The organism is Microbacterium sp. HD4P20 (assembly GCF_019449275.2).
Classification (GTDB): domain Bacteria; phylum Actinomycetota; class Actinomycetes; order Actinomycetales; family Microbacteriaceae; genus Microbacterium.
In genome coordinates this window covers 24,509-40,112 of record NZ_JAHZQZ020000020.1, presented here as the reverse complement: position 1 = coordinate 40,112, position 15,604 = coordinate 24,509, and the positions used below count along the sequence as shown (strand labels likewise).

At 72.8% G+C, this 15,604-nt stretch carries 8 protein-coding genes; all 8 read right to left on the bottom strand.

The genetic code is table 11. From position 1 onward, the window contains the following. Positions 1–14 precede the first annotated feature (14 nt). Positions 15–881, bottom strand: coding sequence for a hypothetical protein (locus tag K0817_RS15935; protein ID WP_219982631.1), 867 nt, complete (start codon positions 879–881; stop codon positions 15–17). Beyond that, positions 878–2,416: a DUF5684 domain-containing protein gene (locus K0817_RS15930; RefSeq protein ID WP_219982629.1), complete on the bottom strand. Its 1,539-nt coding sequence runs from the start codon at positions 2,414–2,416 to the stop codon at positions 878–880. The genes K0817_RS15935 and K0817_RS15930 overlap by 4 nt, the downstream gene beginning before the upstream one ends. Further along, the gene (locus K0817_RS15925) at positions 2,413–4,932 is read right to left on the bottom strand and encodes a transglutaminase-like domain-containing protein (RefSeq protein WP_219982626.1); all 2,520 of its coding nucleotides are present in this window, start codon (positions 4,930–4,932) and stop codon (positions 2,413–2,415) included. The genes K0817_RS15930 and K0817_RS15925 overlap by 4 nt, the downstream gene beginning before the upstream one ends. Beyond that, the gene (locus K0817_RS15920; protein ID WP_219982625.1) at positions 4,929–6,299 is read right to left on the bottom strand and encodes a DUF58 domain-containing protein; all 1,371 of its coding nucleotides are present in this window, start codon (positions 6,297–6,299) and stop codon (positions 4,929–4,931) included. Before K0817_RS15920 ends, K0817_RS15925 begins: the two co-directional genes overlap by 4 nt. Before the next feature lie 17 nt (positions 6,300–6,316). Next, on the bottom strand, positions 6,317–7,282 hold the full coding sequence (locus tag K0817_RS15915; RefSeq protein ID WP_219982624.1) for a MoxR family ATPase: 966 nt from the start codon (positions 7,280–7,282) through the stop codon (positions 6,317–6,319). A gap of 68 nt (positions 7,283–7,350) precedes the next feature. Continuing rightward, positions 7,351–13,329 (bottom strand): Ig-like domain-containing protein, encoded by a 5,979-nt coding sequence (locus tag K0817_RS15910; RefSeq protein ID WP_219982623.1) that lies wholly within the window; start codon positions 13,327–13,329, stop codon positions 7,351–7,353. Next, a complete protein-coding gene (locus tag K0817_RS15905; RefSeq protein ID WP_219982622.1) occupies positions 13,329–14,465 on the bottom strand; it encodes a serine/threonine-protein kinase in 1,137 nt (378 codons plus the stop codon). The genes K0817_RS15910 and K0817_RS15905 overlap by 1 nt, the downstream gene beginning before the upstream one ends. A 314-nt stretch (positions 14,466–14,779) precedes the next feature. Next, the gene (locus K0817_RS15900; RefSeq protein ID WP_219982621.1) at positions 14,780–15,436 is read right to left on the bottom strand and encodes a spermidine/putrescine ABC transporter substrate-binding protein; all 657 of its coding nucleotides are present in this window, start codon (positions 15,434–15,436) and stop codon (positions 14,780–14,782) included. Positions 15,437–15,604: the final 168 nt, after the last annotated feature.

The following is a 15,604-nucleotide window of genomic DNA, read 5'->3' as shown; positions in this document are numbered from 1 at the left end:
TCCCCGGGCGACACTCAGCCGAAGACGAGGACGGCGACGAGCGAGACCACCGCCACGAGGGCGACGACGGATGCCGCGGCCACCACCATCACCGCGAGTCGTCGGTCGCGGCGGCGCGCGGCCGCGGGATCGCCGAGGCCGCCGATCGCCGCGCTCGGGGTGCGCGGCGGCGTCGCGGCGCGCTGGGTGTGCGTGGGCGGCACCGCGCGCGGCGTGTACACCGCGTCGGTCGGAACGGGCGCCTTGGCGACACGGGGGCCGGCCGCCGGCGCGATGACGGCGCGGGCGGTGGCCTCGGGGACGGCCGATGCGGCGGCGGCTTCGTCCGACTGCTGGGCGGCGCGACGGCGCGACTCGCGGCGCACCACGATCGTCGAGCCGTCGTCAGGATCGACGGCGGCCGGCGCCTCGCCGGACCGCCGGGGACCGGGGCCCGATCCGTGGTCGGACGACCGCGCCGGGGCATGCGCCGGCTCTCCGAGCCGCTTCGCGGTGAGCACGGTGGCGTCGTCGACCGGGTCGGACTCGACCGCACGACGCGGCGACAACACGGTCGCATCATCCACCGGCTCCGACTCGACCGCACGACGCGGCGACAACACGGTCGCACCATCCACCGGCTCCGACTCGACCACACGACGCGGCGACAACACGGTCGCACCATCCACCGGCTCCGACTCGACCACACGACGCGGCGACAACACGGTCGCATCATCCACCGGCTCCATGTCGGAGAGCGCGAGCCGCCGGTCCGACAGCAGCGTCGCCTCATCGACGGGATCGGGCCGGCGACGCGTCGCGAGGCGCGTCTCGTCGTCGATCGACTGCTCCCGGCGCGCCCGCCGCGCGGGCTGGGTGCGCTCGTCGGGTGCGTCCGTCACGCGTCGCTCCGCACGAGGCGCACCTCGGCGTCGCCCAGCAGGAACCGGTCGCCCGCCTCGACCTCGACGCCGGACGGTGCTTCGATCTCGGTCCCCATGAGCGTCGCGAAGAGCACGCCGTTGGTGGAGCCGAGGTCGGTCACGTACCAGCGGTCGTCGCGCAGCTGCAGGCGCGCGTGGGTCTTCGAGACGGTGCCGTCCTGGATGGCGATGAGCTGCGCACCGGGGTGAGCCGGATCGGCGGCCGGACGGCGGCCGAGGATGACGACCTCCGAGCCGATCTCGACGGGGTCTCCCGTCGGCGGCACGAGCGACCAGTGGGTGCGGCGCCGGCGCGCGATGATGGTCTCGTCCATCACGTCGTCGTCGTCGGGGATCTCGGGGCGGACATGCTGCGCCGACACCGACGTGCGCGCCGAGCGCGGTCCTCCCGCATCGGGAGCCCCCGCCACGGCCGAGACGGGTCCCGAGGTCTCGGCGAACCCCCCGGGATCGCTCGTGGGCGATCGCGTCGGAGCCCATGGCTCGCGTTCGTCACCCGTTGCGCCGCCTCGCGGCACGCGCACGACGGGCGGGCGCGTCAGGCCCTCCACGGGGTCGCCGGTCGTCGATGCCGGCTGCGCCGACGATCCCACTTCGTCCGACGCCAGCATCGCGGGGATGGGCGGCACCGGCGGCACCGCCGGCACCGCCGAGACCGGAGCGGGCGCGCCGGGCACGGCCCCCGTGACCTCGCTGCTGAGGTCGGTGGAGTCCGCGGCGAACCCCTGCCAGCCCGCGTCGGAGGCACCGGAGCGGCGGGTCGCGGGAGCTTCCGGGTCCTCGTCCGCGCCCTCGTCGGGAGTGCGTCCGGCGCTCGGGAGCGGGGGCGGCGCCCAGCCGCCTGCCGGCGGGGTGAATTCGCCGGTCGGAGCCGGAGTCGCGCCCGGTGCAGGATCCGGAGTCGCCGCGGAGTGGGCCGGCGCCGGCGAGAACGCCGACGGGGCAGGAGAGAAGCTCACAGGCGACGCGGGCGGGAAACCGGTGGTGCCCGGCGCCGTCGGCGGCGCGATGCTCGCGGAAGGGGCGAACGAGGGCAGGGGCGGAAGAGCGGGCGGCGTGTCGCCCGAGCGGCGCGGGCCCGACCCCCCACGGGCGGCGTGGGCGGCCGAGGCATCCGGCTCCCTGCCCACCCAGCGCGCACTGCCGAAGCCGATGATCGTCGCCCACACGGGGAGCAGCAGCACGCCGAGCACCGTCATCCCGATGGCGAAGCCGAACGCGATGCTGAGGCGATAGATCGCCATCGCGAACACGACGATGAACGCGATCTGGATGACAGGCACGAACGCGAGCACGACCAGCCAGGGCGACAGTCCCGCGAGCTGCAGCAGCACGACGGTGTTGAGGATCGGCACCCACGCCTTCCACGACTCGACCCCGGACTTGCGGAAGACGGCGGAGAGCGCGAGAGCGACCCACACGTAGAGGGCGGCGACCAGCAGGAGGCTGAGGAGCGTCCCGAAGATGACTCCAGAGGCATCGGTGGCGTTCATGGCATGGGACGCGCGGGCTCTGCCCGTCGTCTCCCCCTCTCGGCGATTCGCAGACCGGCACCGGATTCGGATGCCAGCGGACGGAGCAACGATCTCAACGATACGGTCGCGAGCGCTCCGCGCCAGAAGCCGCGCTCACGGCGCAGCGCGCGGCGCTCGGCATCGACGGTGCGCCAGTACACCTCGGCGTCGGCGGCGTCCAGCGTCGCGGACGAGAAGACCGCGCGGTCTGCCTCCGAGGCGAGCGAGGCCCCCGACGGCGACGCGAAGCTCTCGGCGAGCTCGCTGCGCGTGAGCGCGCGGGGGGCGTCGCGCCCCGCGTCGACGGCGGCGTCGACGTACTCGTCCCAGCCTCCGGCGATGCGGGATGCCGGAACCGCGGCGCGCCGCCGGGACCGGCGCCTGGACGCCTTGGCGCCCATCACGATGAGGAACGGCCCCAACGCCAGCGCCAGCACCAGCGCGACGATGCCCACGACGCGCAGCACCGGCCAGAGCCACGCGAGATCGAGGCCGGACTCTTCGTCGGCTGCGCGGTCCGACGCGGAATCCTCCTGCGTGGGATCGGGCGGGACGACCTCCTCGACGGTGTCGGGGCGCACCTCGGTCACGTTCTCGGGGTCGCGCTGCTCGGTGACCTCGAGGCTGGGCGATTGCACATGCTGGGGCGTCACGTCGATGGCGACCCACTGCCCGTCGGCCGACTGCACCTCGGTCCAGGCGGCGAGGTCGCCGGCCTGGCACGCGCCCTCGTCGCACGTGGCGAGCTGTGGTTCGGCGGCGTCCAGCCGTGCCCCGAGCACGACGCGCGCGGGGAAGCCGAGCTCGCGGGCCATGAGCGCCGTCGCGACGGCGAACTGCTCGTCGTCGCCGACTGCCGCGACGAAGTTGCCGGATGCCTCGGCGCGCGGATCGGACTCGCGCTCGAGCAGCCGCGAGAACATCGTCTCGACGCGTGCCAGCGAATGCCCCGACGCGCTCGGCTGGAAGGCGTAGTCCGACAGCTGGGTCGCCCACGCCGGAGGTTCTTCGCCCGTCGACAGGCCGTGGCTGAGATAGCCGCGCTCGCGCAGGAGCGAGACCAGGCCGTCGAGCCTCGCACCGCCTGAGCCGGTACCGTGCCGGTCCATCCACGTGCGCAGGCTCTCGGGCGCGGACGCACCGTCGGGCGAGCCGCCGGGCGCTTCGAGCTGCGACAGGTCGGCAGCGGCCGGCTCCACGCCGCTGAGGACGAAGCGATCGCCGGCCCGCAGCCCACCGCCGGCGGTCTGCACGCCGGCAGCGGCGGCGGCGTTGTAGTAGAACCGGTCGGACAGGGTCGCGGCGCGGGCGCCCGCGAACTCGACGGACCGCAGCCGCCCGGCCGTCGGCATCCAGATGCCGTCCCACGCCTCGATCGAGATCTCGGCGGCGACCGGCTCGCCCTCGCCGGCGTCCAGCGCGGACGGGACCCGCACGAACCGGCCGGCATCCGCCGTGCCGTCACCACCGCCGCTGCGGTACACCTCGCCGTCGTAGGCGTCGAGCGTGGCGACGCGCACGCGGTCAGGAAGGGTCGCCCCTTCGACCGGGTCGACGCGGAACAGCACCTCGCCGACGCGCTCGTCGGCGAACAGCGCGCGGTACTGCGCGAGCGGACTCACTTCGGCCGACAGGTCGATGTCGGGCCCGACCGCCGAGCGCAGCACGTCGCGCTCCGCCCCGCGCGCCGCGAAGGGCACGACCACGACGGCGATCGCCAGCGCCGCCGCCGTCAGTCCTGCCCCGAGAAGGGTGCGGCGACGATCGGCCGGCGACGTGCGGCGCGAGACGCGCACTCCGCTGGATGCCGCAGCCCGCTGCAGGGCGCGCACCCGCTGGTCATGCGTGCGCCAAGCCAGCCACAGCAGGCACGCCAGCAGAGCCGCCACCCCGATCGCGGTCTCGACCGGGGCGTACAGCGCGACGGGTCCGAGCCGGAGCGGCGCGCTCACCGTGGTGCGCCCGAAGAAGAGCCCGAACGACACCATTCCCAGCGCCACCGGCACAGCGGCGTACGCGGCACGGTCCTCGCGCCACGCGAGGAGCAACACGGCGCACGTGCCGACCAGGAACACCACCAGCGCCGGGACGAGCAGGTTGCGGTACGAGCCGACCGGCAGCTCGACCGTCACGAGGTCCTTCCAGCCCAGCACAAGACCGCTCGCGAGCTCGCCGAGGCCCCGCAGCAGCGCGTCGGGCGCGCCCAGCCGCGAGGGCACCGCGAGAGGGACCCCCAGCAGCAGCACCGCGACGGCGAGCGCGCCGGCCACGATCCAGCCGTTCCATCGCCACCGCCACGCCGCCGAGGCGATCAGCACACCGACGCCGGTGCCGACGGCGACGAGCAGGAGCAGGCTCGCGGAGCGGTAGATCGGCCACGCGGCGACAGCGGCCACCGCCACGATGACCGCGGCGAACACGGCGCCCGCCGCGATGCGCGGCACGAACCGGAGCGATCGCGGACGCCGGGCCGCGGCATCCGGTCTGGCATTCATGACGTCGCTCCCCTCAGCAGCAGTCCGGCCAGGTCGTCCAGCGTGCCCACCGTCAGCACGGTCAGACCCGACAGCGGCTGCATGCGGGGGTGCGCGCTCTCGTCGCAGATCACGCCGACCACGGCGGTGTCGGCGGGAAAGGCCAGCGCCGCCTGCTGGAGGCGTGTGAGGGTGACACGCGACCCCACCACGACGAAGGCGATCGACAGCCGCTCGCCCGACTCGGTGGTGAGCCGGCACACCTCGCCCACGGGCATGGTGTTCTCGAGCAGCTCGACCGAGCTGAAGCCGTCGAGCATCGGCCGTGGCGCCACGGCGGGCACCCGGCGGATCGCGCGCAGCCGTCCGCGCACGACGCGGGGGATCTCGGATCCGGTCACGATCGTCACGTCGCGGGCGTCGTGCACGGCGCGCAGGCCGAGCGACGCGGCGCACGACACCGCGAGCTCGAACTCGTCCGCGTCGGAGTACTCGGCCTCGGCGGCGGCGAGCACGACCGCCATGTGTGAGCGGCGCGACTCCTCGTACTGACGCACCATGAGCTTGCCGGTCTTGGCCGTCGACCGCCAGTGGATCTGCCGCCGCGAGTCACCCGGTGCGTACTCGCGGATCGCGTGGAAAGACATGTCGGCGTCGACCAGGCGCTTCGTCGGGCTTCCCTCCAGGTCGCGGATCAGACCTGCGCTGGTCGAGGGGAGCATCGTCGTGCGGGGATGCACATAGACCTCGTGCACGTCCTCGAACGCGTGCTCGCGCCGCAGCAGCCCGATCGGGTCGCTGCGGACGGTCGTCGCCGGGCCGACCGGCACGATGCCGCGCCGCAGGCCCGGAATCTCGAGCGGCTGCGCGACGGTGTGCCCCGGCCTCAGCAGCGGAACGCCGAACTCGACCAGCCCCGCACCGACCGGGATGTCGATCCGGCCGGGCAGTGCGATCCGGTGGCCGTCGTTGCGGACGACGATCTCTCCGGTCACGCCGTCGCCGGCCACGACCCGCTGGTGCGTGAGCGTGAGATCGACGTCGTATGCGCGCGCGCCGAACAGGAACGGCACCGCGGTGACCAGGAGGATGACGGATGCCGCGCCCGCGACCATCCACTCCACCCAGCCGAAGACGAGGCCCAGCACGAGGCCCGCCGTGGCCGCGACCACGACGAGCGTGCCCGCCGGGCGCACCGTGCGCGAGGCCCAGGTCGCGGCGGCCGCGATCGCCGCACCGGTCGCCCGCCACGCGCTCGTCCACCACACCGCAGCACGCACCAGGGCGCGTGCGCGCGGCGAGGCCACGCTCGTCGCGGTCGCGTGCGTGCGCCCGGTCGTCCCACTGGACTGGACCGTGCGGGTCAGGCGCGACTCGGTGAGGCTCATGCGGCGACGGCTTCGGTTCAGACGGCTTCTCGGCGGGCGGGCGGTGCGACGTCGAGCAGCACCTGGCCGACGACGGTCTCTTGCGTGACGCCGTCGAACTCCGCCTCGGGGTGCAGGATCAGCCGGTGCGACAGCACCGGCACGGTCAGGGCCTTGACGTCGTCGGGAGTCGCGTAGGTGCGACCCTGCGCCGCCGCACGGGTGCGGGTCGCTCGAGCCAGTGCGAGGGCGCCGCGGATGCTGACGCCCAGCCGCACCTCGTCGGCCGAGCGGGTGGCGTCCACGAGCCGGGCGATGTAGTCCAGCACCAGCGCGTCGACGTAGACCTGACTGGCGAGGTCGGCCATTCCCACGAGCGCCTGCGGCGTGATGATGGGTGAGAGGTCGGCCGTCGCGACCGCCGCGCCGTCCAGGATGCGGACGGTCGCGGCGTGGTCGGGGTAGCCGAGCGATGCGCGCATCATGAAGCGGTCGAGCTGCGCCTCGGGAAGGCGGTACGTGCCCGCCTGCTCCACGGGGTTCTGCGTCGCCAGCACGAGGAAGGGAACGCCGACCTGGCGCGAGACGCCGTCGATCGTGACGCGTCCCTCCTCCATGACCTCGAGCAACGCCGACTGGGTCTTCGGGCTCGCGCGGTTGATCTCGTCGGCCAGCACGATGTTGGCGAAGATGGGGCCCGCGTGGAACTCGAAGACGCCCTCCTTCTGGTCGTACACGCTCAGACCGGTGATGTCGCTGGGGAGCAGGTCGGGAGTGAACTGGATGCGGGTGTTCGAGCCCTGCACGGACTGCCCCATGGCCCGCGCGAGCGAGGTCTTGCCGGTGCCGGGCACATCCTCGAGCAGGACGTGGCCGTCGCTGAGCATCGCGGTGAGGACCAGCTCGACGACGTGGCGCTTGCCCAGCACGGCGCGCTCGACGTTGTCAGCGATCTGCCCGAACGTCTGCGCGAACCAGTCGGCCTGATCCTGGGTGATGGTCATGTCGTGATCGTCCTTGCTGTTCTGGCGGGCGGGGCAGTCGGATGCGGTGCGGCGGTGCCGACCGAAGGTCAGGGGCCGGGCGGGGTGCCCTCGTCGGGCGGGGTGCCGGGGTTGCACTCCACCGTCCGCAGGGTCTGCGAGGCGGCGTCGAGGTTCCACGCGGCGTTCCAGCCGACGCTGACGGTGACGCCTTCGACGCTCACCGCGTTCGCCGGCACCTGCCACGAGCCGGCGGTGTAGGTCAGCGCCGCGCCGCCCTCGTCGCGGAAGACGATGCCGGCGTCCGACCACGTGAAGATCCCGTCGCCGTTGCTCGAGTCCTCGCCCCGCTGCAGCGTCGTGCCGGCCGTGCAGGACTGGATCGACCAGCTCGCCTGCACCTGGTACGGGGCACTTCCGGCCGCGGGAACCACGCGCGCACGGGCTGACTCGTTGCCCCAGAGCCGGTGCCGGTAGAACACGTCGATGCCGGGATCCTGGTCGTAGACGCTGGTGCCCTGGTTCCAGCCCTCGAAGTGCACCTCGTTGCTGCGCGGCGGGTCTTCGTCCGAGGCTGGGTCGGCGACGATGCGCCACCGCGCCTGCTGGCCCTCGATGACGGGCCTGCGGTCGACGACGAAGGTGTAGCCACGGGGAGCCGCGTCGCTCTGTGTCGCCCGGACGCTCGCCTCGGCGCTGGCATCGCCGAACACGTCATCGCCGTACCAGGACTCGACGCACACGAAGAAGTCGTACTCCTCGCCGTCCTCGAGCCCCGGAAAGGACGCGGTCGCCCCGCCGCTCACAGGATCGCAGCGGTGCCGGTCTTCATGACGGACGATGTGGTAGCGCAGCTCCGAGTCCGTGCCGTTGGGCTGCGCAGTGGCCACAGCGCTCACCGTCGCCAGCCCGTCGCCGGTGGACTGCGAGCTCAGCGACAGCGTCACGTTCTGCGGCGCACCCACGCCGTGGGCGTCCACGGTGACGGCCTCGCCCGATGGCCGCCCGCCGAGTCCGGGCGGCAGGGAGTAGCGCGAGTAGGGCGTGATCGTCACGGGCGTTCTCGAGTTCGATCCCACGCGGAAGCGTGGCACCTCGACGCTGTCGTCGTTGCGCCCCACCGAGACGCGCACCGTCTCGCCCGCGGGGCTCGAGATCTCGAGCGTGCCGGTCTCGGACGCGTCGACGCCCTCGATGGCGAGCGAGATGATCCCGCCGTCGCCGTCGGTCACGACGGGCGACCACGCCACGCGCGACGGGGTGCCCGGGGTGTCGTACGCCCACGCGACGGTGCGCACGCTGCCCCGCGACTCGCCGACGCCGTTGACCGCCCACGCCTCGTACGCGCGCTGCTCGCCGTTGGGCGCCGGGATGGCCGGGCACACGCCGTCGGCCGAGCAGCGCGCGACCTCCTGGCCGCCGGTGCGGACGACGAACCCGCTCAGACCGGGATACGCCAGGCGCGCCTCGCCGGGATCGACCCGCAGCGAGACGGTGCCGTCCGCGTATCCGGTCTGCGCGAGGCTCGAGGGCGCCTTCGGGAAGCCCTGCAGATCCAGCAGTACGCGTCCGTCGCGCTCGGAGTTGGTGATGCGGCCCTGCGCGTCGCGCACCGAGAACGCCGCGGTGCAGGTCGCACCCGGGGCATCCGCCGTCCACGATGCCGTCACGTTCGTGGCGGACGTGACGGCGAAGCTGACGCCGACGCACGCGCCGGTCGTGCGGACGTCGACGACTTCGAGCGGCGTGCGCGGGAGCGGATTGACCTCTCCGCCGGCGCCGATCACCGAGACGCTGCACGACGAGCCGGATGCCTGGGAGCACTGCTTCACGACCGAGCCGCCCTGCGGGAGGGTCGACGGCGCGGCCCCCACCCGCAGGATGAGGCGCGCCGGGGCGACGGCCGGGTGACTCGTGACCGAGATGAGTGCCGCCTCCTCCGAGCCGGGCAGGGCACGATCGGCGCCGGTGACGGTGAGGACGGAGCCTTCCTGGGTGACCTCGAACGATCCGCCGCCGTGTTCGACGGCGTAGCGGATGCCCTCCCAGTCCTCGCGCAGCTGCCACGTCGTCATGTTGCGCAGATCGAAGGTGGCCGTCTCGCCGGGCCCGACGGTGATCGATCCCGGGCGCAGCTCGGGCTGCGGATCGCGGGGCTCCACCGTGACCGGCACCGACAGCAGCGTCCAGTCCTCCTTGCCGGCGATGCGCACCGGCACCTGGCAGGCATCCACCCACGGCGCACCGGCGCCGGCGTCGTAGCGCACGACCGTTCCGGACTCGACCGCGCACACCGCCTCGGCGCGCGCGCCCGACGCGCGCACGTCGGCCCCGACCTCGATGCGGCTCCCGCGCGGCCGCGCGACGAGATCGGTCATGTCGAACGTCGTGGACTCGGTCTCCTCCACCTCGGGCGGCGCCGCACCGGCGCGAAGGCTCAATGCGAGGTCCTCGTCGCCGGGCACCTTGAGGAACCCGTACGTGGTCACCGTCTCCGTCTCGTCGCCGGCCTGCGCGGTCTCGCCCGTCACCGCGAACGGGATGAGGCGCGTCTTGGCCGGAAGCTCGCCGCGCAGCCGGGTGCCGTCGACCGAGACCCCCTCCGGCTCGCCCCACAGCGACACCTCGAGGTCGGCGACCTCGCCGCCGGACCACATGACCTTGTCATCGAGCACATCGACGCCGCGCGGGAACTCGTCACGCGACTCGACCGTCAGGATCGTGTCGGCCACGACGGGGTAGTCGGGCACGTTCTCGCGCACCACCTCCACCACGATGAGGCCGCGGCCGGTGTTGCCCGAGGTGGACTCGACGTCGTACAGGAACGACATCGTCGCCGGCTCGGCGCCGGCCTCGATGACGACGGTCGCGTCGTCGATCGTGCGGATGTGCTCGTCCAGGCGCGCGTACTCGGGGTTCTCGCTGCCGTCGACGAGGTTCGTCGGCACGTCGGGGCGGATGTCGGTCACCTGCAGTGCGCCCAGTGTCGGATCGAGATCGTTCGACAGCGGACTGACGCGGATCGAGTTGCCCTCGCCGGCCTGCACCTGCACATAGTCCGTGAAGGTGACGGGGCTCGGGTTGGCCTCGCCGTCCAGCACCCCCACCCGGACGGTGCCCTCGGCCGTCTCGCCGAAGGCGTCCACGACGCGGTAACGGAAAGCGACCTGGCCCTTGTCGCCCGGCACACTCGAATAGAGGATCGACGCGCCGTCCGCCGAGATCGTCGCGGCGCCGCGCTCGGGCTGCTGCACGATGCGATCGAGCGTCACGACGTCACCGTCGGGATCCATCCCGAAGCCGTCGAAATCGATCAGCGCAGACTGCCCGCTCAGCGCGCGGCCCTGGAGGGTATCGGCCGTGGGGGCGCGGTTCGCGTCGTCGTCGATGACGCGCACGCGCACCGTCGCGGTGTCGGCGAGCGTCGGCGCACCCGTCGTGAACACCGAGTAGTCGATGCCGTACTCGCCCGGCTCACTGGGGGCGAGGTAGCGCAGCACATCCCCGGCGGCGAACGCGAGCGCGGCATCCGTCGACGACACCACCGACGCCGCATTGAGGGTCGGCCGGCCACCGGCGGGCGAGATGTCGTTGTCGAGCACGGGGATGTCGATCTGGGCGCCGGCGCGCACCACGACGCTGTCGTCGACGGCGATGGGCGCCAGCTCCGGCGCGGGCGGCAGCAGATACACCGTGGCCTCGCCCTGCACCTGGGCGCCCTCGTCGGCGGTGCCATCGCTCACGGTGTACGAGACCGTGCCGAGACGTCCCGGGCCGCCGTCGGGCGTCGTCCCCGACACGCGGAGGTGATTCTGACCGACGGCGTCGACCGACAGGGTGGCGCCGTCCGCGGCCGTGGCCACCACGTCGCTGAGCAGCAGCACGCGACGAGTGGGGTTCGACACCGCCTCGAACACGTCGAGGGTCGCATCCTGCTGGGGATGCACGAAAGCCACCACGGGCGAGGTCGCCAGCTGGGCCGGAGCGTCGGCGGGCAGGAGCGTGATGCGCGCGGTGCCGGTGGCGCTGCTCACGCCATCCGTCACGGTGAAGTCGACGCGGAAGGTGCCGGCATCCTGCGCGGTGAAATCGAACGAGGTCGACCCGCCCACCACCGTCGCCGTCGCCGCGGCGTCGTCGAGCACGCGCACCGACTCCAGTGACAGCGTGCCGGCCGTGCCGGTCACATGGTCGGCCACGTCGACGGTCATGCTCGAGGCCACCGTGTCGAGCACCGCGAACGACTGCGCCACCAGCTGCGGCTGCGGCGACACCCGCACGACGAGCGACTTCACCGCGGTCTGGCCGTGCGTGTCGGCGACCGTGACGGCCAGCTCGATCTGCTGCTCGCCGCCGTCCCCGGCGTCACTGTGCTGATAGACGACGTCGCCGCCCGGAGTGCCCGCGACGCTGCCCACGCCGGTCACGTTCTGCACGCCCAACAGCAGCAGCGGATCACCCTCGGGGTCGACCCATCCCGGCAGGACCGGAACGGTGACAGTGCCGCCGCGCGCCACCTCGGGCTCGGGCCATTCCACGAGGCACCGGTCGACGCCGCACCACTCCGGCGCACTGTCGACCGAAGAAGCCGCGACCGAGAGCGTCACGGTGGCGGGCTCGGAGGTCAGCCCGTCCTGGGTCGTGCCGTCGGTGACCGCATACGAGAACGTCGCCGACCCGGTGGCCCCGGGCTGCACGCGCACCGCGAACCGCTGACCGTCATCGGTGACCGTCACGGTGCCGAATCCGGGATCCAGCCCCGTGACCGAGCGCGGGTCGATCGCGAGGACGTCCTCGTTGGGATCGTGGTCGTTCATCAGCACCGGCAGCGATGCCAGGCTTCCCGCCCGCACGCCGAACGCGTCGGGCTCGGCGATCGGAGGCTTGGGGTCGAGCACGACCTGCAGCTGCTCCTGGCTGGGAACGGCGGCAGGGTCGGTGCGGTCATCGAGCGACCAGTCCTGGCTCGACGCGATGAGCTCGCCGCCCGGCACCGACCACGCCCACCCCGAGCGCGTCTCGTTGAGGATCATCGCCGAGCCGGTGGCGACGAAGATCGGCCGCCGTTCGTCGGGCATCGACTCCGCCCCGTAGTCGAGCGCGATCGTCTCGCCGCCGGTGCGCCACAGCGTCCCGCCCGTCTCGCCCTGCGGCAGCCAGGCGGCGTAGACCTCGCCGTCGTGAGGCATCGGCTGGGCCGGCGTGCCGAGCACGGCCCCGGTGCCGGTGCCCACCTCGACATCCATGTCCGAGCCGTCGGCGGGCACGCGCACGAGCGAGGTCTCGTCCGCGAGGTACATGTCCGACCCGGTCGCGTCCGGTGCCCCGACGACGACCGTGCCGGTGGTCGGAGCGGAGGCTGCGGCATCCGTCCCGCGCAGCCAGACGTCGCCGTCCTCGGTGTCGACGACCGCCCACGTGTCACCGGCGGCGGTGATCGCGGGCTCGGTGATCCCGTCGGCATCCAGCGGATCGCGGCCGCGCACGGTCGACTCGGCGATGTCCCAGCGCAGCACCGAGCCGTCGGCGCGTGAATAGCTGAACAGCACGCCCCGTTCATCGACCGCGACGGCGTCGGCGGCGTACTGGGGCGCGTCTTCGTCGTCGGACGGGAAGGGGTCGAGCTGGGCCGTCGCGCCCGCCGAGAGGAGCCCGGCGAAGACGGCACCCGAGTCGGTCAGATACGCGACGTAGTCCCCCGCCGTGACCACGTCGGTGGTGCCGGCCGGAGTCGAGGTCGAGGCCTGCAGCGCCTCTTCGTCGAGGTCGGTCGGCTGCGCCTCGTCGATGCGCGTCACCTTGCTGTAGCTGTCGCTGAACAGGTACGCCGCCTCGCCCGTCTGCACCACCTGGTCGGGATTGCTGATGCTGCGCACGGTGTCGAGCTCGCCGATCGAGGTGTTCACGCGCGCATAGCGGCGCCCCTCTCCGGTCTGCAGCGCCCACACCGACGTGTCGACCTCAGGCGTCTCTTGCGCGTCGAGCCCGGGCCACACCACGCTCGCCCCGATCACGACGGCGGCGGCAGCGCCCGCCGCGACCAGCCCCGCGACGCTCCGGCGCCGCATCACAGCACGCCCACGGCGTACAGCGTCGCCACCACGGCGACGGCGCCGAGCACGAGGCCCGCGCCGATGCCCGCGACCCAGGGCAGCGCACTGTGGCGTCGCGGCGCGGGAGCCGAGATGTCGGTGTCCTCATCACGGGCCAGGGCCGCGACGCCGGTGCCCGAACGTGTCTTGCGGGTGGTGTCGCGCTCCACACGCGAGCGCGCCGGTCCGCGCAGGGCCGAGTCCCCGAAATCGACGGGGGCGGATGCCGCGGACCAGTCCGCATCGGGAACCTCGAGCGGCGTCGGGTGCTGGCCGAGCTCGGCCTGCACCTCGCGCAGCGCCTCACCGAAGGCACGGGCGGACGGCTGCCGGTTCGCCCCATCGCGGCTCATGGCCGTGGCCAGCACCCGCTGCAGCGACGCCGGCACATCGGCTCGGGGAATCTCGACGTAGCCCGCGCGCGCGATGCGCCGCCGCAGCAGCTCCTTGGTGTTCTGGCCGCGCTCGCGCCGCTCGAAGGGACTGTGCCCGGCCAGGAGCGAGTACACGGTTGCCCCGAGGCTCCACACCTCGCTGCTCACGGTGCCCGCCGTCTGCTCGGCGACGACCTCGGGCGCGCTCCACGGGATCGACATCGCCAGCACCTCGTCCGCGGTGCGGCGCAGCAGCGAAGAAGAGATGCCGAAGTCGGCGAGCACGGGCGTGCCGAAGGTGGTGATGAGGATGTTGCTCGGCTTGACGTCGCGATGCACAAGGCCGGCGCGGTGCGCGGACTCCAGCGCACTCGCCATGCGGACGCCGATCGCGAGCACCTCGTGGACCGGGATGCGCTCGACGCGATAGCGCTGCGCGAGCGAACCGGGGCAGTACTCCATCACGATGTACGGGCGGCCGTCCGCCGAGATGCTCGCCTGGTAGACCGTCACGATCGAGGGATGCGCCGACAGGTGCGCGAGGACGTCGGCCTCGGCGTTGAACATGCGCCGCAGCTCAGGGTCGCGCACATCGCTGGGCATGACCTTGACCGCGACGTTGCGACGCGGCATGTCCTGCTCGTACAAGAAGACATCGGCGAAGCCGCCTGACCCCAGCGGGCGGATGTAGGCGAGTCCGGGCAGGATCGGAGGCGCCGAAGGAAGCCGTGTGGCCACCTCACCTCCAGCTGCCGACGATGGGCCCGTGGGCCTATGCCAAGGACGACTCCTGCCGAGAAGCGGCAGCAAACCCGGCAATGCTAACAAAGCCACCTGCGAGAGCGCCCCGCGCACCCCGGTCTGTGGAGTATCCTGCCCCTCCGCTCCTGATGCGAAAACACCAGTCCGTCACTCGACACGCCTGGCTCTGGCATCCGTCACCGGCGTGTCGTCGTCACCCGCCGGTGTTTTCGCACGGTGGCAGGAGCTGAGCAGCCGACCGCGGTGAACTCGCCGGCGGGAAGACAACGAAGGGCGACGGATGCCGCGGCTCAGGGCTGGTGCGGATCGTTCGGGTCGAACGGCGCGTCGAGCGACCGCGTGAGCTCGGCGAGCATCGCCTCGATCTGCGGTTCGACGAACTCGGTGACGGCAGCCTGGATGCGCAGCCGGTGGTGCAGCAGGATCGTGCACACTTCGCGCCCGACCATGTTGGCGTAGTCGTCGGCCAGGCCCACCTCCTGACGCAGCGCGGCTTTGGCCTCTTCGGTCAGCGGCGGAAGGTCAGGGATGCCGACAGCCGCTTCTTCCGCCATCCCTGCGATCGTGAACAGGAACGGCGCACCGGGCAGCGGATCAGGGTCCAGCGGCAAGCCCTCGAACTCGGGGTCCAGGCCCTCGGCCGGCCGGTAGCTGCGGGCGCGATTGCGCGCCGCCTGCTGGTCGAGCTCGGCCTGCAGCATCGGCAGGTTCAGTGCCGTGTATTCGGCCACCGCGCGGTCGACGATCGTCTTGACACGGGTCGACAGGCCGTGCTGCACACCGTGCGGCACGTCGGCGCCGAGGCCGGCCGCCGACAGCACGGGCGACCCGAAGCAGCGGCGGCACGGAGCCACGCGCCCGCGGTGCGTCGCCGGCTCCCAGCGGGGCAGCCATGCGAGCCAGGCGTCCACCGCCTGGCTGACTTGTGTCTCGAGCGACCGCTCCACGGCTCCACGGTACTCCCCCTCCCCTCTCCCCTCTCCCCTCCCTCCTCCCTCCCTCGCTCCTCTTCCGCCGAGCATGTCGGTTTCTCACCGAGCATGTCGGTTTCTCGCCGAGCATGCCCACATGCTCGGCGCAGAACCCACATGCTCGGCGCAGAACCCACATGCTCG

Bases quoted from the DNA above. Each gene is read 5' to 3' on its own strand.
- K0817_RS15920 (WP_219982625.1), bottom strand. From the start codon at position 6,299: ATGAGCCTCACCGAGTCGCGCCTGACCCGCACGGTCCAGTCCAGTGGG.
- K0817_RS15930 (WP_219982629.1), bottom strand. From the start codon at position 2,416: ATGAACGCCACCGATGCCTCTGGAGTCATCTTCGGGACGCTCCTCAGC.
- K0817_RS15925 (WP_219982626.1), bottom strand. From the start codon at position 4,932: ATGAATGCCAGACCGGATGCCGCGGCCCGGCGTCCGCGATCGCTCCGG.
- K0817_RS15910 (WP_219982623.1), bottom strand. From the start codon at position 13,329: ATGCGGCGCCGGAGCGTCGCGGGGCTGGTCGCGGCGGGCGCTGCCGCC.
- K0817_RS15915 (WP_219982624.1), bottom strand. From the start codon at position 7,282: ATGACCATCACCCAGGATCAGGCCGACTGGTTCGCGCAGACGTTCGGG.